The 23,144-nt window shown below is 42.4% G+C and carries 13 protein-coding genes and 6 pseudogenes; 7 read left to right on the plus strand and 12 right to left on the minus strand.

Annotated elements, in window-relative coordinates:
• The 6 genes and pseudogenes from VHA01S_RS16525 to leuC form a co-directional block, all read right to left on the minus strand.
• Positions 1-1,064, minus strand: a protein-coding gene (locus VHA01S_RS16525; protein WP_255209311.1) for an IS3 family transposase whose coding sequence is annotated in 2 segments (ribosomal slippage) — positions 1-806 and positions 806-1,064 — 1,065 coding nt annotated over the 2 segments. Because the reading frame shifts where the segments join, the coding sequence is not laid out codon by codon here. This gene is flagged as partial in the annotation.
• Between the two features lie 194 nt (positions 1,065-1,258).
• Positions 1,259-1,534, minus strand: a complete 276-nt coding sequence (locus VHA01S_RS16535) for a hypothetical protein (RefSeq protein WP_023405483.1) — start codon at positions 1,532-1,534, stop codon at positions 1,259-1,261.
• A complete protein-coding gene (locus tag VHA01S_RS16540) occupies positions 1,531-3,258 on the minus strand; it encodes a hypothetical protein (protein ID WP_023405484.1) in 1,728 nt (575 codons plus the stop codon). Before VHA01S_RS16540 ends, VHA01S_RS16535 begins: the two co-directional genes overlap by 4 nt.
• A gap of 102 nt (positions 3,259-3,360) precedes the next feature.
• Positions 3,361-4,353: pseudogene (locus VHA01S_RS18225) on the minus strand (IS630 family transposase).
• 259 nt (positions 4,354-4,612) lie between these two features.
• Positions 4,613-5,260 carry a 3-isopropylmalate dehydratase small subunit gene (gene leuD / locus VHA01S_RS16555; RefSeq protein ID WP_023405487.1) on the minus strand — a complete coding sequence of 216 codons (648 nt, stop codon included), beginning with the start codon at positions 5,258-5,260 and terminating at the stop codon, positions 4,613-4,615.
• Positions 5,261-5,275: 15 nt separating this feature from the next.
• Complete coding sequence (leuC, locus tag VHA01S_RS16560) at positions 5,276-6,703, minus strand: 3-isopropylmalate dehydratase large subunit (RefSeq protein ID WP_023405488.1); 1,428 nt, start codon at positions 6,701-6,703, stop codon at positions 5,276-5,278.
• Between the two features lie 154 nt (positions 6,704-6,857).
• Between leuC and VHA01S_RS16565 the strand changes: the two genes are divergently transcribed.
• On the plus strand, positions 6,858-7,763 hold the full coding sequence (locus VHA01S_RS16565) for a LysR family transcriptional regulator (RefSeq protein WP_023405489.1): 906 nt from the start codon (positions 6,858-6,860) through the stop codon (positions 7,761-7,763).
• A gap of 61 nt (positions 7,764-7,824) precedes the next feature.
• Here VHA01S_RS16565 and VHA01S_RS16570 read toward each other — a convergent pair whose 3' ends face one another.
• The 6 genes and pseudogenes from VHA01S_RS16570 to VHA01S_RS18230 all read right to left on the minus strand — a co-directional run.
• Complete coding sequence (locus VHA01S_RS16570) at positions 7,825-10,338, minus strand: ATP-grasp domain-containing protein (RefSeq protein ID WP_023405490.1); 2,514 nt, start codon at positions 10,336-10,338, stop codon at positions 7,825-7,827.
• Positions 10,326-11,495, minus strand: coding sequence for an MFS transporter (locus VHA01S_RS16575; RefSeq protein ID WP_023405491.1), 1,170 nt, complete (start codon positions 11,493-11,495; stop codon positions 10,326-10,328). Before VHA01S_RS16575 ends, VHA01S_RS16570 begins: the two co-directional genes overlap by 13 nt.
• Before the next feature lie 2 nt (positions 11,496-11,497).
• Positions 11,498-12,511: a TauD/TfdA family dioxygenase gene (locus VHA01S_RS16580; RefSeq protein WP_023405492.1), complete on the minus strand. Its 1,014-nt coding sequence runs from the start codon at positions 12,509-12,511 to the stop codon at positions 11,498-11,500.
• A gap of 48 nt (positions 12,512-12,559) precedes the next feature.
• Positions 12,560-15,490 (minus strand): non-ribosomal peptide synthetase, encoded by a 2,931-nt coding sequence (locus tag VHA01S_RS16585; RefSeq protein ID WP_023405493.1) that lies wholly within the window; start codon positions 15,488-15,490, stop codon positions 12,560-12,562.
• A 477-nt stretch (positions 15,491-15,967) separates the two neighbouring features.
• Positions 15,968-16,705: pseudogene (locus VHA01S_RS16590) on the minus strand (IS6 family transposase).
• A gap of 72 nt (positions 16,706-16,777) precedes the next feature.
• Positions 16,778-16,930: pseudogene (locus VHA01S_RS18230) on the minus strand (SDR family NAD(P)-dependent oxidoreductase); the annotation flags it as partial.
• A 113-nt stretch (positions 16,931-17,043) separates the two neighbouring features.
• Between VHA01S_RS18230 and VHA01S_RS16595 the strand changes: the two are divergent.
• From VHA01S_RS16595 to VHA01S_RS18570, 6 genes and pseudogenes are all read left to right on the plus strand, one after another.
• A pseudogene (locus VHA01S_RS16595) lies at positions 17,044-18,198 on the plus strand (IS110 family RNA-guided transposase).
• A 626-nt stretch (positions 18,199-18,824) separates the two neighbouring features.
• Positions 18,825-19,781, plus strand: coding sequence for an IS110 family RNA-guided transposase (locus VHA01S_RS18560; RefSeq protein WP_023405498.1), 957 nt, complete (start codon positions 18,825-18,827; stop codon positions 19,779-19,781).
• A gap of 254 nt (positions 19,782-20,035) precedes the next feature.
• Entirely contained in the window at positions 20,036-20,191 is a 156-nt protein-coding gene (locus tag VHA01S_RS18435; protein ID WP_023405499.1) for a hypothetical protein, read from the plus strand.
• Between the two features lie 376 nt (positions 20,192-20,567).
• On the plus strand, positions 20,568-21,551 hold the full coding sequence (locus tag VHA01S_RS16605; protein ID WP_023405500.1) for an integron integrase: 984 nt from the start codon (positions 20,568-20,570) through the stop codon (positions 21,549-21,551).
• A 529-nt stretch (positions 21,552-22,080) separates the two neighbouring features.
• Positions 22,081-22,371 (plus strand): annotated as a pseudogene (locus VHA01S_RS18710) (reverse transcriptase N-terminal domain-containing protein); the annotation flags it as partial.
• 413 nt (positions 22,372-22,784) lie between these two features.
• Positions 22,785-23,144, plus strand: a pseudogene (locus tag VHA01S_RS18570) (hypothetical protein); the annotation flags it as partial.

A 23,144-nucleotide genomic window follows, 5' to 3' on the forward strand; every position in this document is an offset into this window, starting at 1 on the left:
CATCAGGTAATAGCTGATGTCTTTTTGGGCTTGGTTTTGGTTCATGTAACCAGTTGCCGGAATCCATTCTGTTTTCAGGCTTCTAAATAACCTTTCCATCGGCGCATTGTCCCAACAGTTTCCACGTCGGCTCATGCTTTGAGCCATTCGATATCGCCAGAGTCTTTGACGGAACTTGCGACTCCCGTATTGAACCCCTTGATCTGAGTGGAACATAACACCATCTGGTCGCCCTCGCTGTTCCCAAGCCATATCTAAAGCTTTAGTTGTTAGAGCCGAATCGGGTTTGTTGGATAGAGCCCAGCCAACAACTAGACGGCTATAAAGGTCTAGAACAACTGCCAAATATACCCATCTTGAGCCTGACCAAATATAAGTAATATCACCACACCAAACTTGATTTGGAATGGTTACCGAGAATTCTCTTTTCAACAAATTCGGGATGTCTGGACGTTCTGTTTTAGCCGATTTATATCGATGGGAGCCGGGTTGTTTACTTGCTAAACAGGCCTCATGCATTAACTTCCGTACTTTAAATCGGCCAATTTTGATGCCTTCTGAGCGCAGCATAGACACAATCGTGCGACTTCCAGCAGAGCCACGACTAATGTTAAAAAGCTCTCTTATCCTGCTAGCAAGCCGAACACGATTAGCATCGGGTTTACGCTGTTTAAACTCGTAATAGCAAGATGTAGCTACATCAAAAAGCTCACACAACAACTTGACTGATTCATGCTCCCTTAAGTGATCAATCAACGAGAGCGTTCGAGCTCGTCCGACATTAAGAGAGCTGTGGCCTTTTTTAATATCGACTTTTCCCTCTCAAGTCGATTAATCCGGGCTTCTAACTCTTGGATTTTTATCTGCTCCGAAGTCAGCGCTTTGGCCGTTGGGGTAATACCACCTCGCTCGATCTTAAGCTGTTCGATCCAGCGCCGTAAAACCGTTTCACCAACATCCATTGAGCGTGCTGCTTCGGGAACTGAGTAACCTTGATCAAGAACCAAGCATGCTGCATCCATTTTGAACTCAGAAGAAAATGTACGTCGTTGTCGTTTTGTCATTGAACACCTCATTAATTGTGGTGACTTTATCACCTAATTGGGTGTCCGGGATCATTAAACCACTACAATATACTCGAATAGTTCATAAGCTCTAAGTAAGTTATGCCCCAAACGTCGAAACATAGTTAAGCAGGCCCTCAAGCCAAGTAGACAACTTCAATCTGTCACTACACTGGTAGATAAACCTAGAACTGTTATTCTATGGAGAGAGAATTGTAAAAGATAGCTTTTATATCTGCGTCAGTTATATTATGACTTACAAAGATTTTAAGCTCTCTTTTATACACATCTTCATTGTCGCTATGGTGCTTTAGTACGAACTGTTTAATAGGAAGTAAATTATCTCTTAGCTCTACTCTATCTTCTAAGATGTTTTCAGTGTTAAAGAAATCTACAGCGAAGTCACGATTATGTGTGACTAAGTCGAGGATTGAACGAACTAGTTGTTTTTCGTGTAATTCTAATGTCATTTAATGCCTCCTGATTTTTTGATTATCTTACGAAGTTCAGTTTGCAAACTTAGTACACTCGTATTAATTATATTAGCATCTCGTGGCAAAACTGTGGTGTGTTTTTTTTTCCTTAATACCGGTTTCACTTTCTTACGACCATCTATCGTCCACATAGGCTCATCCTTAACCTCTAATTCAATAACAATACCTAAACCATCTTCGTCAATCTTCAAAGTTTCAGCACTTCCACCAGGCTCACTCCATAAAGCCACTTGTCTGCTAGGAGGATGCCCAAGACCTGTAGCTCTCTGTGTCATACCAGGTGCTGTTACGGATAATACGGATGAACCAGGATCATCGGATAAAACAGCTGAATACTTGCCTGGCCAACGGAAATCTAATTGGGGACCATCAAGTAGCAAACTAACAACTAAGTTAGGACCAACAGATCTAACTGCTTGCGCCACAGGTTCTTGCCTCGCCAAATCTTCACATATTAATGGGCACAACTTAACTCCATTAGCAGTATGGAGAGTAACTAAATGACGTCTGTCAATAGCAATATTTTCCCACCATTTTCTACCTAGATCTAACGATGAAGCAAGGTTGTAATTACGAACTTGTGTTTCATCCAAAAACCAACGGTGGTGCTTAGACTGCTCAATAGTATCAATACCTAACTCGCCAATAAATGATAGTTTGGCTTTATTTGTACTGATCGAACCAACATTCCCAAAAATTCCGGATAAAATTGAAGGTGCATTTCCATCAAATAATCGATGAAGAGTAATCATATACTTATTAAATGTTTTGTCGCTAAGGGCACATTCTGGAAAAACAATTAAATCTATAGTGCCACAACGACGAAGCGTAGCCAAAATTGCTTGTAAAAACTTTGAAGGCTCATACTTATCATCGGGAAGATAGTCGAACGAGCCAAAGTAGCCATCCATTTTGATTTGATTAGTTGTTGGCTTAAAAGCATCGCTTTCTATTGTAAATGGCCAAGGCAAAAACAAAATATTATATGATTTTTTGTTGTAACCCTGTTTTAGGTGCTTGTTAGCAACAACTTCAGGTAGTACTGACGGTTTGATACATGTGAGTGAATGTGTCAGGTTATTAAGTGTCAATCCAGTTTGAGGGACGCTAGTTTTATATGTAACGAAACCAAGTTTACAGTCATTATCTGCTAAGTTTTTTCGCTGGCTTGGGAAGTAACTATTCCTCATTAATAACAACAACTGAAGTCTATTTTCAAGTTTATAGTCACATATGTCTACATCTGAAAAAAGCTCATCAACGGATAAGAGAAGATACATTGCGCAAGTTGCAAATTCCGATGTATTCATTAAGTCATAAATATCAATATCAAAATTTTGAGAGCTAAAAACTTTCCCGAGTGAATATTCTAGATTAATAAACGATGAAATAGTTGAGTTACCTTGTTGGCCACTTTGAATAGATATAAGAGCCAACCATTCAGCTGTTATGAACTGTACAGTTTTATTGTCTTTCTGATAATCCCAAGTGAAATGAGATTGAGGAGATACCATTAAACGATATTTATCAGTATACTCTAATAGAGAGTATACGATCATAAATACATTCGGAGGCCAACTTAAAATATTATTCAGTTCATTTTTAGCTTCGAACCCTAATTTCGTTGAGAGAACTATATTTTGTTGGGTAGAAAGAGTACACTCAGGAAAGTAATTTTTAATAAATTGTCCAAATTTCATGACAACCATACTGTGAAGTAATCGATGGCGTAATTGTACCATTTCATATGATTGTTACGACAAACTTTTGAAGAAATTTAGTGATAATACCAATCTGGAAAACTAACTGGTCAGGTCAATCCAACCTCTTGTGCACATTTGAGCGATTCTACCAAACTGATTCCATGCTGATCATACCGTTTCAGTGCAGCTTTGGTTAGAAAGATAGTGCTGTCGGAGCCAACTCCAAACTTGTTCTATAGGGTTTAGCTCTGGTGAATAAGGTGGGAGTTTGATAAACTGACATTACTAAATCTCTCGGCAATATCATTGGTATGCCATCCTGCACCATCCATAATAACCACTGCGTGACGACCTTTCTCGGTTGCTTCAGATATCTGCTTAAGGTGTTCGATCATGATGTCCTTGTTTACCCAAGGAACAACCATGGCTTCTCCAATACCTTTCGAAGGACAGACTGAGCCAAACAAATACGCATACTCAAACTGTTGTTGTTTTACCACTCTCGGTCTTGAACCACGCTCAGCCCAAAGTTGAGTTGTGCTATTTTGCTGATCAAATCTGGCCTCGTCTTGAAACCATACATCAACGCTTTCAAGGCCTATATGGCCTGGGATCTTGAGGATCGTTTCAATTTTGAATTTTTTTAAAATCGTCTTGGATTTGTTGGGATTGATGAGGATGCTTAGATCGTGAAGTTATCCAAGAGAAGCCCATATGGTTGAGCAAATAATAAATGGAATCCGGGTGATAGTGTTTATCAAACTCTTGCACTATATAAGCACCGGTTAACCTTCCTCCAGATGAATCCGCAGCTCGACTCTTAATAAACTGGCTCAACTGTTCACGCTGCTCAACGTTAAGAAATGCAGGGCGACCTGTCCTTGGTTTTTCTTGTAGCCCTTCAAGGCCTTCTTCTAGGAATGTTTGAACCCACTTATTTACACTAGTCCTACTAACTTTAAGGAACTTAGCTATTTGGGTACGAGAATGACCATCCTTAAAATGAGCCAGTGCGAGTAATCGCATTTTCATCTGTATAGATTTTTGTTTGCTAGCATGCTTTTTAAAATCAATGTCATTTAGGCTGTCCATTGCATCCATTCTCTTGTAAAAGTAGCAAGCCTAATTAGATCATATTTTTACTTAGAATGGTATTAGTTAAGGCTCTGGCTCATATTGATGAACTTGAATATGAGAATGCAGAACTTCGGGAGAAGTTTGCCAAGCTAAAAAGGGGTACGGTAGTGTCAATTAAGTAGCACTACCATTGCCCGCTTGGCAGCTCACAAAAAAAGAACTCCACAAAAAAGTGGGGGTAGTCAACAATCCGAAGCCCCGCAGGGCTTTCGCGTTAGATCAAGTCCGCAAACAACCAGGGAGTTTCTTGTTTGGCTTTTTGCTCAAAAGCTTTTATTTCTGCTGCATCGTTGAGAGTGACCCCGATGTCATCCTGGCCGTTGATTAAGCGCTGCTTTCTGAACTCATCAACACTAAAGCCAAAACACTCACCACTTGGAGTCGTGACTTTTTGCCCCACCAGATCAACGTCTAATTTGTAGCCTTCGGTTTCAGCTACCTCCGTGAACAACTGCTCGACTATATGCGCGTCCAAAATGATAGGTAAAATACCGTTCCTAAAACAGTTATTGTAGAAAATGTCAGCAAATGAAGGTGCAATAACACTGCGTATACCAAAGTCTTCTAACGCCCATGGTGCATGTTCCCGGCTAGAACCACAGCCAAAATTCTCTTTTGCCAGCAGGACACTACAGCCTTGATAGCGAGGCTGGTTTAAAACAAATTCTTTGTTTAAAGAACGGTTCTCGCACGCCATATCTGGTTCGCCTTCATCAAGGTAACGCAGGCGATCAAAGAGATATTTTCCAAAACCGTGGCGTTTAATAGACTTTAAAAATTGTTTAGGGATGATCATATCGGTATCAACATTCGCTATATCAATTGGCCCGACTAGTCCATTCAAACAAATAAATTTCTTCATCACTTCCAATACTCCTTAACTAGCTACCAACATTTCAACTTCAATGAAATGGCCTGTAATACCTGCAGCGGCGGCCACTGCAGGACTGACCAGATGGGTTCTACCACCAAATCCCTGGCGACTTTCAAAGTTTCGGTTGGAAGTGGAAGCACAGCGTTCGCCAGGTAAAAGCTTATCCGGATTCATCGCAAGGCACATTGAGCACCCGGGTTCACGCCATTCAAATCCTGCGTCTTTGAAAATAACATCTAGGCCCTCTTCCTCGGCCTGACGTTTAACAGCGCCGGATCCTGGGACAACGATTACCTCGATCACTGAATCAGCCTTTCTTTGCCCCTTTACTACCTCTGCAGCAGCACGCATGTCTTCGATTCTCGAGTTTGTGCAAGAACCGATAAACACGCGGTCGATGTTAATATCTTGAACATTTTGGTCAGGCTTTAAGCCCATATAAGCCAACGCACGTTCAATAGAACGTTTCTTATCAAGATTTGACTCTTGGGCAGGGTTTGGTGTCTTTCCGTTGATATCAGTGACCATCTCAGGTGAAGTGCCCCAAGTAACTTGCTGCATGATTTTAGCGGCATCAATATTCACTTCAGTATCAAATATGGCGTCATCATCACTTCTGAGATATCCCCAAGCAGTAACCGCCTTCTCCCACATTTCATCCTTAGGTGCATGCTCTTTACCTTTCAAGTAATTCAGGGTTGTATTATCCACCGCAACTAAACCCGCTCTGCCCCCGAGCTCGACTGCCATGTTACAAATCGTCATTCGTCCTTCCATTGACAGCCGCTCTATAGCGCTCCCAGCGAATTCTACTGCGTGGCCAGTTGCACCTGCAGTTCCTATTTCACCAGTAATATACAGAACGATGTCTTTAGCAGAAACGGCCGGGCGCAGATCTCCATCAATATTGATACGCATGTTTTTCATTTTCTTGGCGACAAGCGTTTGTGTTGCCATGACGTGCTCAATTTCACTGGTACCAATACCGTGAGCTAATGCGCCAAGTGCACCATTGGTCGACGTATGCGAATCACCGCATACGATAGTCATACCAGGGAGACAGGCTCCCGTTTCAGCTCCTATGACATGAACAATACCTTGTTTGGGGTGGTTCATACCGTACTTAGTGACGTTGAATTCATCACAGTTGTCATCAAGAGCCTTTACCTGAATTTTTGCTATCGGATCAAATATGCCTTGCAATCCAGCTTCACGTTCTGTGACCGTAGTAGGGATATTGTGATCGGCCGTTGCAATGGTAGAACTCGTACGCCACATCGGTCTTTTTGCTGTGCGTAATCCTTCAAATGCTTGAGGAGATGTTACTTCGTGCAGGATGTGACGATCGATATAAATCAGTGCGGAGCCATCATCCCGCATTTTGACTAAATGTGATTGCCACAGTTTATCGTATAGTGTTAGGCCTGACATTAGCTCTACCTTCCTGTTTTCCCATATTGTTGAAACAATTGTATAAAATTTCGCGTAACGAGAATAATTGATAGTTTTTATCCCTAGCATTCCAATGTGGAATATGAAAAATTATGTACAATAAAGGCTAGTGTCTTGTACAAATGGAATTATTATGGATACCAGAAATCTACTCGCCTTTTACACAACGGCCAACCTAGGCTCGATCTCAGCAGCGGCAAAAAAACTACATGTAACACAACCTGCTATAAGCAAGCGTATTGCTAATCTCGAGGTACAGCTTGGTTGTCGCCTTTTTGATCGGATTGGACGTCAGCTTACGTTGACACAGACTGGTAACTTGCTACTACCAAAAGCTGATACCATTTTGCGAGATGTCAATTCAGTCGTGCAATTGATGAATGACGTTAGTGGCAAAGTGACAGGTAAACTCAGTATTGCTACAAGCCACCACATAGGCATGCATAGATTACCGCCAATTTTGAAGGCATTTATTCGGCACTACCCGCTAGTTGAACCCGATCTGCATTTTATGGATTCTGAGCAAATCTATGTTGAGGTATCACTGGGATACCATGATTTTGGTTTAGCAACACTGACAGAAACCCAAGCGACCAAACTTCAAACGACCCCCTTATGGTTTGACAAACTCTGCTTAGCTGTGAGCATCAACCACCCACTTGCTCTTCTTGAATGCATCTCATTGGATGACCTTAGCGATACTTTAGCAATTTTGCCAACGTGTGGTACGAGTCCATATTTACGCGTCAAAGAAACCTTTGAAAAAAATGGCTCATATCTGGTCAAGTATAAAAGTGTTCATAACCTAGACGCGATAAAGATGATGATATCAATTGGCCTAGGTTGGGGTGTGTTACCACAGAGCTTACTGGATGACGACTTGATTGAAATTCAAGTGAAGAACGTCGAGCTTGATCGTGAGTTGGGGCTCATTTTTCATCAACAACGTAGCTTAAGCAACGCAGCACAGGCTTTTATTACGATGCTCGAGGAGACGAAATGCCTTAGCCAAAGTATAGAGGGGATAGTCAAGGCGTAACTTGAATTGTTGGGTTTAAAGTAACCTGTCAGTTTTAATATTCAGCTGACAGGTTACTTTTTTAACTCAGTTGATATTGATATAGCAATTCCGTTTGGTTCAGCGCTGTCTCACACAATTGTATCACCTTGTCGTAGCAAGGCGTTTTTACCTGTATCGCCATCGTGCGATCAAAACTGTGATGAACCTGCTCTGGACGATGACCTTTCGGCATAATGTCATAAACATTAATCACACCAGGCATGTCAAGTAATGCTAGCTTATTGGCAATACCGGCGAAAGAAAGCCCTTGCGCCTTAGGTAAGGCAAACATAATGCAAGCAAAGCCGTCAGTTTTGAAATTGGCTACGAACTCTGAAAGCTCACTATCCACCGCAGGTACTATGTGCCTAACAGAAATTAATGCCCAGTAGTAAAAGAGATCCATTCCTGATACGCTGTGCAGCATCTCAGGTATTCTGTCTCCGCCGAGACGTGTGTGAGTTTCGACAACCTTGATATCTTTGTTATGAATAAAGACTTCTGTATGCGAGAAACCGTTGGTGTGACCAATGCTATCCAATACTTCTTTAACTGCCTCTGACACCGCCTCCTCCACATCGGGGGTATCTAATACTGCAGGGAGACGATGCCCTGTTTCGACGAAGTTGGCCTTGTCCACCATCTTCTCGGTAACACATAGAATTTTGTGTTGCTCTTTGTGACTGAACGCTTCCACGCTGTATTCTTTACCCAAAATGCACGATTCCAATAATGCTGGATACACCCCTTCATTGTTTCCATAGAGTGAAGCAGGGTCCTCGCAATCAGCAGGAATTCTCGTCACACCTCTACTGGCGCTCGCCGATATGGGTTTAACAATCACGTCGTAATCCACAGCAGAGACAGTCTGATACAGTTGCTCCTGATTGTCGATCAGTTGGAAATGAGGATTGTATTTGTCTGGAATAGCGGTGCGCATTAGGTGCTTGGATATGGATTGCTTAACCGCACTTTCATTCAAGTAGTACTCAAGATCTAACCGCTTCGATATTGAAAGTGCTTTTTTCTGCCACTTATCGGTATAACAAACCATGGACGCGAACGGCTTTTGACGGTGTAAACCTTCAACGAGATCTTCAAGCAATTGATCATCTTGGCGCTCTACGATGATGACCCGATCATAAATAGCACAGCAATATGCAGGTGTCATCGATGATCGGTCCATAATTAACGTCAGATTAAAACCTAGGCTCTTTAACGCGTGATGTATGGGGCGCATGGTACCGAGAATAGCTATGTTTTGTTGACAAACAGGATCACTATTACTTAACTCTCTGGTGGCCGTTACCGTTTTGACCTTGGGTATGTCTGAGTTGTTTTTATCCGGGACAGTCGTTATAGGTGCATCACGCATCGTACATAAGAGATTATCTACTTCCTTGTACTGATGTACTGGTGCAACAACCCCTATGAGTCTATCGACCACGGAATTCACATCCTTAATGGCTTTACCTCGAGGCACAAACTCCTTTGTTCGTGTTAAGCTAAAGTCTGAAAATGGGTCTAGATTGAAATCTTTAAATAGCACTGGATCATTGTAGTGATAAAACTTATAACACAGCACACTGACAACTGGCTTTTGTCGTTTGTATCGGTGTAGGTGAGGCGCTATATCCATTCCTAATACTTGTAGAGCGTTAAGCTCAATAAGGTCAACGCCATACGTACAACTGACTAAATCGGTCATTAATGCGCCGCCTACCCGTGTGTGGCTCTCGATAATTTTTACTTGATCTTGAGCTCCCTGCTTGTCCACTAGGATTTCGGTATGAGAAACACCATTCACAAACCCGAGAGCATCCAGTGCTTCAACCATGGCGCTTGTAATACCTTCTATAACGGCATCTGAGATAGGTGCCGGCGCGATGTGGGCTTCTGCTATCATCGTACCTGGGTTGAGTTGCTTCTTAGCAATCGCAACGACCTCATGATGCCCACCAATAGAAATTGCTTCAATGCTGTACTCCTGTCCTTGAACATAGGCTTCACAAAGTGCAGGAAATGATACCTTAAAAGCGCCAAGTTCCTCGCGGCTATGAACGATACCTACATCCTTCGAGCCCTCCCCACTCACCGGCTTTACCACAATGCCTGTTGAGCAATGGTCAAAAAAGGTACTAAGTTCTGCTTTATCTTGAGCCATGCACCAGTCAATATTAATTGCTGATGTGCCTAATGCCACACGCATTTTTTGTTTGGAAAAAGAGCGCTCTATTGATGCCTCTGTGTAGAGATAATTAAGCTCTAGAAATTGGGAAAGCCGGCACGCTTTAAGCTGGCAACTATCATTAAATGTAATGACAAACTGAAGGTCTAGTTGCTCAGAGACAGCTGACGCTATCTCCTTCAGAGAGTCAAGCTTGTCATACTCTTTATCCGAGACAATCACAAATTGTGCTGGAACATGACGACCAATATTGCGCTCCAGTTCATTTTGATAATCTGATCGTTTTAGCAAGCGTATAAGTTGCGCGCCATTTTCAGCGAGAACGTCTAACTGCTCTCTATAGCGACCTAAAACTAGCCCATACATAATATTTTTCTCCTTTGGCATAGAAGCATGACCGCATTAACCGTACAAAAAAGCGCACAAGCCCCCAGTAAGAACGTTGAATACTCGAAAGAGCTCAACACGACGCCAGAGAGCATATTGGCAGCACCAAACCCGAGAGCGCCAAAGATATTGACAACCCCAAGCGCAATGCCGAGGTAATCGCCTGAACTATCGGCGCACATCGCTTCTACTCTTGAAAATAAGCTGACCTCTGCCAGGGTAAAGCAGATAATACCAAGCGAAAACATCAACAGCACAGGCAAACCTGAAAGGTAAGTCATCAAATAGAACCCTAAATAGGCTAATGGAAACAGAACCAAAATCAGCGAGGCTGAATATTGTTTTGTGTAGTTGATAAAGACATCATGGAACAGAATTACCAGTAAAGCATTCACGATAAATAAGTACGTGACATACGTGGGACTAAATACTTCAGAGAAGTAAAGCGGTAGTGCATACTCCAAATTGGCGTACATGAAACACACGAGAAACTTAAACAGGAAGACTTCTGCCATGTTTTTACTGCGTGCAAAATGAAGGACTTCTTGCCAATTAAATGCCTTAGTATTAGTTTTCATCTTGTCACAGTACTTAAAGTAAAAGCCCCATAAACACAGATAGACCAATGCGTTAGCATAGCAAAACTGTTGGAAATACTCCGTCAGGGCAAGCAAACCGATTACGGGACCAACAGCGCCCCCGATGTTGATCGCTGCCATTTTCAATGAGGCAATTCGTTGTGCTTCGCAACTGTCTTTATATAGCAACTTAGTAACCGCAGGCAGAAAGAGCGACGAGCCAATACCGTTTAGAAGTACGAATAACACCATGGTGTAAATATCATCTGCAAACGCAAGCAACATGAAGGAAATCGCCCGGCTGGATAACCCCAGCAGTATCGGTAAACGCTCTCCATATCTGTCTGAAATATACCCACCAAAAATGGAAAGTGCGCGTTGCACAAAGTAGCGCAGCGCGACCAGATACCCTGCCTCAATTACAGACAGACCCAATTGTTGAACAGTGTATACCCCTAAAAATGGAACAATTGCATAGCTACCGAGACTGATGATCGCGACGCAGGCAATGTTCAGTTGATTAGTACGAGTAACTTGGCGTAAGGTAGTGAATAGCATGACTATACCGTCAGGCAGTCATCGTTTACTTGGCCAAATTTTTCGGTATAGAGATAGCTATACCTATTGGCCACCCGACTCGACTCAAAGTTATAGGTTTTGAGAAGCCAGCGCTCCGACTGTGCTGCAAAATCTTGGATCCCTGCCAATTGACGCGCATGTAACCCCTTTAAGTTTGGGAAAATAAAGAGGTCTGACTCTTGGATCTCTTTTATGTCGACTTGCGATTCATTGATGACTTTTTTCAAGTTCTCAAGTGCTTCTTTCGACTTTTCGACAGAAGGATTAAGAATATTTGTACGGTCGTCGTAGTAACGCAATTTGTCTCCTTCGTAAATGATACTGTGCGGCTCAGAGTTTTGTTGATTCGCGTTACTGTCTCGCGAGAAATCATCATACGGCGTATAAAAGCTGTTGCGATTCAGTTCATAGATATGGTGATTAGGGAGCTGGGAAATTACCTTTTTGGCATCAATATAATGGGTTTCAATGCGGTTTTGCTCCGGCACGCGTAACCCCAGTAACATTAAATAATCGGCACGCACGGGGTGTGCGGTACGGTCATTATGCCAATTAAGGGCACCATTTGTTTTTTGAGTTTGGGTTAGATTGTACTTATCCATTGCTTTCACATCTTGGAAAAAGTCACCTTCATTTCTTGTAGTGTAAGAGAGGATTGGCATGTCACAACAAATGGAGTACAAAGCCAGTAATGCCTCTCCCACAAACGTCTTTTTTGTCGCTCTTTTTACATTTACCGGATCTTCATTGCCTAATTCAGGTAAGTCCTTATCGATAGGACAGTTTCTTATCAGAAAAACTTGCTCTTTATCATTATCAATAGAATTTCGAATAGTTTTAAACATAGATGAAGTTTGTTCTGGTAATTCATTTGCGACTCTTTTTACATCGATGAGAAATCCATCGTAGTTCTTATATGGATTTGTCTTAACTTCTCTCTCGATGAGAGAATAGAGTGCATTCTTTGCTTCGTCAGTACAGATTTCCGTATACATGCGCAGTTGTTTCCTATTGAAGTATCTATATTTATTCTTAGAAATTATTTATAGTGAATCGATTAATTGCTGGGCAACGTCCAGGATTGCTCCGGATGCGTTTTCGTCAACCAGTGAAGAATTAAACCGGAACGTTAAGTGAACTTGTTGGTTCAATTGATCGATGGTGTAGAATAATGAGTAAGCATTCTTAGAAATCGCATAATTGTCTACATCTACTGACTCACAACCTAATGATTCTAATTCAGACTCGTCGAAATCTATTTCACCCCCCACGACAACATCACTGACATAGCCCCCAATATCTTTTTTGATGATATTAAAAGACACATCTGTAAGATCGAAGACGAAATTAAAGTCATCAACACTCCGTTCGACGACGGCTTGAAGATCGCCTTCAATATCGTTGTAGGCCGACACCATCAGATTCAGGTAGCAACCAATTGTGTTGTAAGAGCGTACCGTGGGTCTCTGTAAAATTGGACTGACGACGTTAACTTTTGAAAGGCCATTAACTTGACCGATTACTTTCGCAAATAGCGCACAAAAGAAATGTAGATGTGACGTGTTGGATTGCTTGAGCAGTTTGTCTACGGCTTGAGTTTGCGCAGTAGTGAGTAAGATCTCAGCAAATCTTGCTTTTCCTTCTGTCCCTGGTTTTGAGGCTGGGCAGGCTTTGAAACCTTGGTCGCTAAACAATGAGTTCAGCTTTGGCTGACTCGCTGCAAATTTCGTTTTCATCTCTTGCCAGTTTGCCTGCTCATGAGCAGAGAGTTCCGCATAGTCACCCGCGCCGTTATCGAGCAACGTCCCATCAGTCAGGAATGACTTGATCTCTTCTAATAGTATACTGTACGAGAAGCCATCGAACGCCATATGAGAGACATTGAAATAGAGATAAGTTGCATTTGGCGCCGTGACGATCAATATGTTGCACACTTTACCGTCTTCATAGCTATACGGCCAATTCGCCTCTTCTAACATGGTTAATGGGTCAAAATGCTCATCGTTGCTAATATAGTGTTTTATGTTGTCGACACGCTCGCGCACGTCAGCCACCAAACCCGCATCCGTTTCGTTGATCGCTGTTCGTAACGCATTGTGCTTAGAGATTAAAAGGGTTGAGAATGCCTCAAGTCTACATGGACGAATATCATTTCCAAACTTGAATACTGAGGTGAGGCGGTCGTTAAATGGATACGTTTTATAGTTTTTGTAGTAACGCTGTTGTGAGGTGTTTGCCGGGTATGTCTGGCAACTCTTATATTGAGTGTCATCACTTTGCGTGTTTTCAATACATGTCTCAATTTCTGCTAGTGTCGTCGCAAACGTAATGTCTTTGATGGATAAGTGGACATTAAACGCCTTTGACAAGTCGACGGTTAAGGCCATGACAGCGAGTGAGTCGAACCCTAAATCGGCTAAGGTAGAGTTCTCATTACTGAGGAATGCGGCCGTATAGCGACTGACGATTTTATGTAGTTGTGAGGAATCCATTCCACTGCTGGATTCTCTTGAGGCATCTAGAATAGCGAGTAGTGCTCTGGTATCGCGCTTACTAGACTGATTTAGAGGGATCTCCGCTACACTGACGTAGGTTTGAGGGACCATGTATTCAGGCAATAGCCGGGATAACGCATCAATGAAGTTATTTCGCTCCAGTGCAGAATCTGCAACATAGAAACACACCATATTATCCATCTGAGTACTACGGTCGACGACAACTGCGCAATCTTTCACAAGGTTTGTTGACAGTAAGTTCGATTCAATGTCTTCGAGCTCGATACGGTAGCCATTGATCTTCACCTGATTGTCTATTCGGCCAAAAATGATTAGCTCACCTGCGTCATTGAACCTTGCTAGGTCTCCCGTTCGATAGCCTCGCTGACCATCTAATTCAGTAAAACTCTGCTTAGTTTTTTCCGGGTTGTTCAAGTAGCCATCGGCAAGTTGCTTACCAAAGATGGTTAGCTCCCCTACTTCGCCGTGCTCCACTTCTTGATCGTCTTTGTATAAACGGATCTTACCGCTAGATAATGGCGTACCGATATTGCCATTGCTTTCAGCGTCGTGAGTTAGATCGAGTTGTTTAACAGATGCTAGCACAGTTGCTTCTGTTGGGCCGTAACCATTAGTCAGCTCCAGATCTTTGTAAACACTACCTTTCAAAGGCTCAAGTTTACGAATGTCTAGCGGCTCACCTCCAAAATCAACTCGACGCAACGGTAAGCAGACCTCTGATTGTTTTTCAATCATCAAACTCATCAGTGGTATAAAGGCTGAAGGAGTCTGGTGGAGGCGATTGACGTCGAATCTTTGAAGAAAATCGAAATAGGCAATTATATTTTTGCGTGTTTTGGTCGACGGGATTGCAAGCGTCGCGCCATGAACCAGAGACGCCAAATATTCATTCACAGAGATGTCAAAAGAAAGCGAGTGACTTAGAGAGTAAATATCACTTGAACGATTATCCAGTGGCACCACTGCATTCATATAAGCCAGCAGGTTATCTTCTTTGATAATCACACCTTTAGGATTACCAGTCGTTCCTGATGTGTACAGAATATAACGACAATCGTCTGTATCTCGGGTTCGACCTGATTCATTAGAGAACAGATTGTACTCAGAAATTTGTCCTACCTGCTGTAAGCGACCAGCGTCATCGTGCGATCTAATAAGAATCAACTTAGGCTCACAGTCACTGATAATGGTATTAACTCGGCTTTCTGGCATCTCTTCACTGATTGGCACGTAAGCGGCTTTCAGCTCCCAAAGTGCTAGAATAAGAGCAATAACATGTGTGCTCGGTTCAAATCGGATTACGACGACATCACCCGCAACAACACCTGCTTCTTGCAGCTGTGCAGCATATTCTTTGACACAAACTTGTAGTTCTTGGTAAGTGAATTGCGAATTTTCATCAACCAGTGCGACTTTACTTTCTATTGCATTCTCAAATATTTTTTTATTTAGTTTCATGCTCTTTATCTAATTTTATTAATATTGTGGTTGATGTGATTCTACAAAGACCTTGTTAAATGAGTCTATTTGATAATTTTTATGCTTACTATTCCATATAGTAATACTCGCATTGTTTCGTATGGTGATAAGGGTAAAGGCTTTGATGTGATGGACGCACCTCCCTTCTAGTACTGGTGTACCAAACTAATGGCGCAACCAGTAAGAATAGGAGTAATCATCATGTCTATTAAAGTTGTCGGCATCGATATAGCCAAAAATCTCTTTCAAATATGCATGTTGAGTGCTAATGAACAAATCTTGTCAAACCGAAAGGCAAAGCGTGACAAGCTTCTTGATATAGTCCGTCGGTTGCTGTAGTGCGGAAATTTAGCCCACAAGCATGGAAAGTTTGATCAGTTTTAAGTCTAAAAGTCTGTAATGGGCCTGTTGCAAAAAATTTGCTTGGCCCACTTTAGCTATCAAAGCGCGGTGTAATCACAGATCAACATACTCAACATTGAATAGTCGATTCATAAAGGCAGATCGCTCCCATATCCTCGTCTTCGGATTATCCGTGCGTAACCAGGAATCAAATTGGCCTTTGTTCAACATTCGAAGCGATTCGAATCCTTCGAGGGTTGACCAGGCCCGTTTTCGTACCTTAATCCCGCCAGTAGCCACTATTAATTTCTTGATGGGGGTATGGTCAGACTCAATACCGTTGTTGAGGTATTTCACTTGCCGGTGAGCTACATCTTCCCGCAGTCTCCCCTCCTTCTTCAGCCTGGCTATGGGATGAGCATACGAGGAATGCTTATCTGAGTTTAGCGTATAAGGTTGCTTGTCCTGTTTGTAGGGACGCAAGCAGCGCTTAAGGAACTGATAGGCCGCATGCTTATTGCGCTTCTGTGAAAAGTAGAAGTCCAGTGTTTCGCCCTGCTTATTCATAGCACGGTACAGGTACTGTCACTTTCCTTTGAACTTGATGTAGGTTTCATTAACCTGCCACGAGGAGTCATAACGAATAGACTGGTAACGGCGTAACTTCTTACGCAATGCTGGCGAGTATTCAATAAACTACCGGTAAATGGTTGAGCGGTGAACTGAAATCCCGCGTTCGGCCAAGATATCACTGAGGTTGGCATTGCTCATGGGCGTCGAGCCGTACCAACGAAGACGCCACAAGATAACCTCAGGAACAAAGTGCTTCCATTTGAACTCGGGATTCTTCATTGATGATGCTCAGCTGCCGGCCAAAATGCTGATTTTGAATTTAGACGGCTATTTTTGCAACAAGCCCATATCTTGAGCTAACGCTTCAGCCGAAGCCGAAGTGGACTTGTAATTAATGCAAACCGCATAACCCTTTGATGCAAATAATTTGGAGGTCCCTGCGCCGATACCTCGGCCGCCACCTGTGATTAAAACCACTTTTGAATCATCCTTGAATCGTAAAATTGGAGGAATGCATAGACATAATGACCCCCGCGAGGTGCTAGCCTTCAATATCGTGGGTTAGCTTGACGCCAGAGCCATAATTAGTGTGCAAACAACTAAATTTGGAGGCTAGCATGAATAACGATAGCATAATTTTCATTGGCTTAGATACACACAAGTCTTTTATGCAGGTCGCAGTTTTACAAGATCATCGTGGTGCTAAACCGGAGCACCTTGGACGTATTAAGTCTAATAAGTCCGTGCTCATTAAATTGGCGCAGCAACTGCAATCCAAATACCCTAAAGCGACGCTTCACTTTGTTTACGAAGCTGGGCCATGTGGATATTGGACTTACCGCTTGATCACTAGCCTAGGTCATTGTTGCTACGTAATTGCACCCTCTCTAATACCTAAAAAGTCAGGCGATAGAGTAAAAACAGACAAACGAGACGTAGCAAAACTTGCCAAGCTTTTTAAAGCTGAAGAGCTGACACCTATTTACGTCCCAGAATCAGAAGATGAAGCTATTCGAGATTTATCTCGCGCGCGTGAAACGGCCATGAAAGACCTCAAGGACGCCAAGTTCCAACTCAAAGGCTTCCTTCTAAGAAACAATATTCAAGCAACGGTGAAAGATAACCGGTCCAAAAAGCATCTACGGTGGCTGACCGACCTCATCTTGCCTCACCATAGTCAGCAAATCGTTCTACAAGAGATGATAATCACTATTAGTGAGCGAATGCAGCGACTACAACGACTCAATAATGAACTACTTCACCAAGTGAAAAACTGGCGCTATTACCCTGTTGTTAAAGCTATCTAAGCCATGCGTGGCGTCAGACTGCTCGTCGCTCTCGGCACCATTGCCGAACTGGGAGACTTGCGCCGGTTCGACCATCCCAGAAAGTTCATGGCTTATCTAGGATTAGTGCCAACTGAAAACTCCAGTGGTGGAAAGAGCAAGCGTGGCAGTCTCACTAAGTGTGGAAATACCCGAGCAAGGCGATTACTCGTTGAAGGGGCACATACTTACAAACACAAAGCGAATATCTCTGTAGAACTCTTACGTAGACAAGAGGGTTTACCTAAAGAGATTGTTGATATCGCCTGGCAAGCCCAACAACGGTTGTGTCGTCGTTATCAGCGATTGCTTCAAAAAGGAAAACATCGCAGTGTTGTCGTGGTCGCTATCGCCCGTGAGATGATTGCTTATATCTGGGCCATCGCAAGAGAGGTGGTTGTTAGTCAAGTCGACCCGAAAACTCGTATCGCAAGGCTGCCAGCATGAGAAAAGAATTAGTGTTATCGCATAGGATGAAACATCGGGTGTGGCGCAACCACCGACGGCGTTAGGACGGCAATAGAGCACAAGCTTTATTGAACCACGAGCATAGACTGAAGACAGGTGCCAAGACGGAATAAGTAAGGTAGGCTCTGCTCATCGGATGGTGAGTAATCCACGTATATCAGCATGAGAACCGACGACATTACTTGTTTCACCTATGCGGTAACACTACTACTGACAAAGCTAAAAGGCTTTGGGAATACAGGAGCAGGAACTCTTGTATTTTTAATTGACAGTGGGGGTCATATCAACGCCATGTTAAGGTGTAAGCAATGCAATAACGAAGTCGCGCATATCCCTTAAACACTAAACGCAACGCATAGCAAAAATGCCAAGCGTTACGAATCACCCTTGAATTTCTTGTATGGATAATAAGCACTCCAATCGGGTAATGTGAGACCCTAGCTTTAGCTGCAACTAAAGCTTTCTATGTAGCAGTTCGTTTAAATGCAGGCTCCTCTATCGAGAGACCGATAACAAACATGAACGCTACATAGGACTCCAAGCATAAACCTCGAATAGTCGACTGGGTCTCGAACCCGTATTACTCAAGCATGAGTTAGCTTATTATGAATATTAAAATCAATCAAAGCATCAACGTTGGAGTTGATACCGGCAAAACACAATTAGATATCCACATCAGGCCATTAGACCTATTTTTCTCAGTAGAGAACAATGATAAAGGCATCAAGAAAGCACTCGAAACGATTAAAAGTCATAATCCTGAACGTATAGTTATTGAAGCAACAGGCCGATTAGAAATGCCTTTTGTTTTAGCATGTGTAGAGGCTCAACTACCTATTGTTAGAGCAAACCCTGTCCATATAAAACGATTCGCTGGTGCTATTGGCCGCAGAGCCAAAAATGATCGTTTAGATGCAGAGTTGATCGTTCACTATGGAGAAGCAATCAAACCAGATCTTACTGTCATAAAACCCAAAAACATACGCTTAATGAGTGACTTAGTCATTCGCCGAAATCAGTTGCTATCTATGCAAACTATGGAAAAGAACCGAATACAGATACTTCCAGCTTCTCTCCATTCAACTATCAAACCGATGCTAACCACGATAAAAAATCAAATCACCAAGTTAGAAGAAAAACTAGTTAAGCTCATTGAAGATAGCCCGGAGTCTCAGGCAAAAAATACAATATTGCAGAGCGTCCCAGGAATAGGAAACATTGCCGCGGCATCAATAATTAGCAACGTACCAGAGCTTGGCTACATTACAAATAAACAAGCGGCATCACTGATTGGCGTCGCTCCAATAACACGCGAAAGTGGGCGTTACAAAGGTAAGCGCGTGATCCAAGGCGGTCGAGCGCAAGTACGCACAGTGTTATATATGGCAATGATGTCAGCCATGCAATGTAACCCCGTATTCAAAGCAACTTATGCTCGACTTGTAGCTGCAGGAAAGCCAAAGAAAGTTGCAATAATAGCGTGTGTTCGAAAGATGGTTGTAACCCTTAATTCTATGCTGAGAGATGGCGTCATGTGGGATGAAAACACAGCCAAAAACTAATCATTGACGCCATAGTCGTTTGTTATATGCAATATCTTGCACCATACCACATTATGAAAGATATCATGTTGAAAGATTAATAAATCATGCCAGTATTATTGCTCATTTCAAACGATCAATGGTGTACGTTATGGGAAGAATAAAAGTAAAAAAATAAGAATGGTACTGGAGATAAGAATCCTCCATCAGGTTACACAAGTTGGCTAGATTTTTGGGAACAGAAAAAAGAACAAGAAGCAAACCAATGTGAAAATATGGATTGCTCTGGCGACGCAGATGTCGGAGGTCATGTAATCAAGTCTGGTGAAGGTGGAAAAGAATATATATTGCCTTTGTGCTACTCATGTAATAACAAGCCTGATGGCGAAGAATTTGAAGCATGGAACACTGACCTAGTTTCTGTAAAGTAGCCTCTATTCAAACAATCAAGCTTCATTAAAAGTGGATAATGAAGCTTGGTTGCATATAACATTGTTAATAACAGGCCCGCTCCTTTTTCCGCTTGCCTAACTTTCATTCAAGCTACCATAAATCACTGAAATTTAATGTATATACTTCACATTTCGCATTCTGTCTTTACATAAAAACGAGCGTGCGTGTTATCACTGTTTAATAGTGCGCGTTATCTTAGATAAGAATTGCGTTATTCCCTTTAATAACAATAATTTATTAAATCCGCTATCGACAAAATGAGACTAGGTTCTCGGAAAAACAAGCCATTTTTCATACTCAAACTAAATTCAACTCGAATAAACTGTATAAATACACAGTGAAAGGAGGTGGGGGATGGCTAGCAAATTTCTAGAAGAAATTCGACGACATATTCGAATGCGGGGATATAGTCTCAAAACAGAAAAAGCCTACTTATATTGGATTAAATACTTCATCCGCTTCAACAAACTAAAACATCCTAAAGATATGAGAGAAAATGAAGTAACGGCTTTTCTTTCTTATCTTGCCAACGAGCAATACGTAGCAATCAACACTCAAAAAGTCGCTCTCAACGCGATTGCATATCTCTACAATCAGTTTTTACAAACACCATTGGGAGATTTAGGTTTTACCTATGCCAAAAAAACACGCAAGCTACCAAACGTGCTAACGGCCAACGAAGTGCAACTTATTCTCTCGCATCTATCAGGTGTGAATCACACGATATTTTCATTACTTTATGGATCAGGACTTAGAGCCAATGAGTGTTTACGACTCAGGGTGCAGGATCTAGACTTCACTAACTTGTCGTTAACCGTGCGTGATGGGAAAGGCAAAAAAGATCGAGTGACACTACTGAGCCCCGCCCTCATCCCATCACTCCAACATCAAATAGAAAGAGTATCAACAATACAGAGAAATGATAATAAACAAGGTATTGGCCCATCATTACCTCATGCTCTTGGTAAAAAGTATCCCAACGCGTTTAAACAAACTTTATGGATGTTTATCTTCCCTTCAATGACTATCTGTAGACATCCACTAACTAATCAACTTTGTCGCCATCATCTGCACGATTCTTCACCACGAAAGGCCTTAAAACGTACCGTACAACTAGCAAAAATCTTCAACAAGCGAATCACCTGTCATACTTTTCGTCATAGCTTTGCAACTGAATTGCTGCGTTCTGGGCAAGACATCCGTACTGTTCAAGAATTGCTAGGCCACTCAGATGTAGCAACGACACAAATCTATACGCATGTAATTGGTGAACACTTCGCAGGTTCTGTAAGCCCACTAAATAAAATCTTTGTTACAAACCACAAGGCAAATCCATAGTTTTTGCAGACGATTCGAGTTCACTAAACTGAACTGAAATCTAGCCATTAGAAAACTTAGGGCATATTTGGAGTGAATAGTAGAACTAAGCAAATAGTCTAACAAACTTCGGGGCGTGCGACGTGAAGTCGTATGAAGCGCTGTTCACCGCTTAATGTGTGAACCATCTGTATCACCAGATGAACCTAGGAGCCTGAATAAAGTAGCGGCTCTGACAATGTAACGAAGAACGGGGTCATGCCGTTCGGGATTTGAATCGTGAGAGGACGATCCTCCTGATAACCACAATCGGGTGAGTGCTAGGTAGTCAGCATGATGAACATATGTGAATCCGCTCAAGGCGCGTTATGTTTGCAAACAGCGGAAGTGGTTAATACGCTGTAGCCAAAAAGGCACGAGAGTCGGAAAGAGATTGCCCCATGCTCTTTCGTGATCATTGAACTCTCCGCACCATAGCGGGCATCTAAACTGACATTGCGTGACATACGGAACACGGTAAGCCTGTATCACTCCCTCTGGGAAAGCCTCTGTGGCCGATAGTGATGCAGGTATAGGAGGTTGGAAAAAGCGAAGGCTGCATTGTAACGATGCAGATACAGGCTTGTGCCTGATCATGAAAGTGAGCCCACTTCCAACTGGTCTCTCGTTGCGAGAGAGTTTGAATAACTTTATTAAGGAAGAAAAGCAAATGATGATTTCGAATGAGATTAGTGCATCTTCTGACAATGCACTGTGGCAATCCATTAACTGGAAGACCGTAGAGGCGAACGTCTTAAAGCTTCAAATGCGTATCGCAAAGGCAACTAGGGGTATTGCGCACATTTCCCCGATAAGTTCATTCTCCGTATAGGTGGCCACACGAAGGTTGGGGGAATATTGCACACAAAGAGTTTAACTGTCTATTTTTAAAGAGAAAAATACCCCAATAAGCAATTCTGAGTCACATATCTTGAAAAGCACCGCTTGTGCCCTCCTATGTTTATTGGCAATAAACTCAATTGGCAGTCATTTCGTATGATTGCGAAGACCATGATTATTAGACGTTTTTTAGAACTTAATCACGGTATGTATGACTTTGATTAGCGCATAATCCGCACTACTTAGAATAATTTTAACAACACACAAACTGTGACTGACAACATTTCCCCCAAAGACTATACCTCAGGGTTCGAGGCTTCTCTCAAGGACATCAGTAACCCCTCTGATGCTCGTTGCAAGGTCGTCTCTAAAGTCATGGAAAGTTTCCGCGTAAGTCACCCGTCGAATTACGACAATTTTAACCTTGGGGCCAATTCTTCAATAGAGCGTACATTGGTTGTTAAAGTGGGTGCCCCAGAGAATCTCTTTATAGCGGAAACATTCAGCAAAAACGTCAAATGGCAGGTTCGCTTAGAGCAAGGAGCAAATATAGAGGGGCGAAGCACCCTAGTGACGATCAAACCATCCGGTCAAAAGTGTTTTACCTTGATGACACCTTTACCCTTGGGTTACCACAAGTTGTCCATTTCAGATGACAAGTTAAACAAGGCGAACTTCAACTTAATAGTTACGCCGAAGACATGTTACCGAGCCCCAGCTTTGGTTGAGGGTAAG

The organism is Vibrio halioticoli NBRC 102217 (assembly GCF_000496695.1).
Taxonomy (GTDB): domain Bacteria; phylum Pseudomonadota; class Gammaproteobacteria; order Enterobacterales; family Vibrionaceae; genus Vibrio; species Vibrio halioticoli.

Bases quoted from the DNA above. Each gene is read 5' to 3' on its own strand.
- VHA01S_RS16535 (WP_023405483.1), bottom strand. From the start codon at position 1,534: ATGACATTAGAATTACACGAAAAACAACTAGTTCGTTCAATCCTCGAC.
- VHA01S_RS16540 (WP_023405484.1), bottom strand. From the start codon at position 3,258: ATGAAATTTGGACAATTTATTAAAAATTACTTTCCTGAGTGTACTCTT.
- leuD (WP_023405487.1), bottom strand. From the start codon at position 5,260: ATGAAGAAATTTATTTGTTTGAATGGACTAGTCGGGCCAATTGATATA.
- leuC (WP_023405488.1), bottom strand. From the start codon at position 6,703: ATGTCAGGCCTAACACTATACGATAAACTGTGGCAATCACATTTAGTC.
- VHA01S_RS16565 (WP_023405489.1), top strand. From the start codon at position 6,858: ATGGATACCAGAAATCTACTCGCCTTTTACACAACGGCCAACCTAGGC.
- VHA01S_RS16570 (WP_023405490.1), bottom strand. From the start codon at position 10,338: ATGTATGGGCTAGTTTTAGGTCGCTATAGAGAGCAGTTAGACGTTCTC.
- VHA01S_RS16575 (WP_023405491.1), bottom strand. From the start codon at position 11,495: ATGCTATTCACTACCTTACGCCAAGTTACTCGTACTAATCAACTGAAC.
- VHA01S_RS16580 (WP_023405492.1), bottom strand. From the start codon at position 12,511: ATGTATACGGAAATCTGTACTGACGAAGCAAAGAATGCACTCTATTCT.
- VHA01S_RS16585 (WP_023405493.1), bottom strand. From the start codon at position 15,490: ATGAAACTAAATAAAAAAATATTTGAGAATGCAATAGAAAGTAAAGTC.
- VHA01S_RS18560 (WP_023405498.1), top strand. From the start codon at position 18,825: ATGAATATTAAAATCAATCAAAGCATCAACGTTGGAGTTGATACCGGC.
- VHA01S_RS18435 (WP_023405499.1), top strand. From the start codon at position 20,036: ATGGATTGCTCTGGCGACGCAGATGTCGGAGGTCATGTAATCAAGTCT.
- VHA01S_RS16605 (WP_023405500.1), top strand. From the start codon at position 20,568: ATGGCTAGCAAATTTCTAGAAGAAATTCGACGACATATTCGAATGCGG.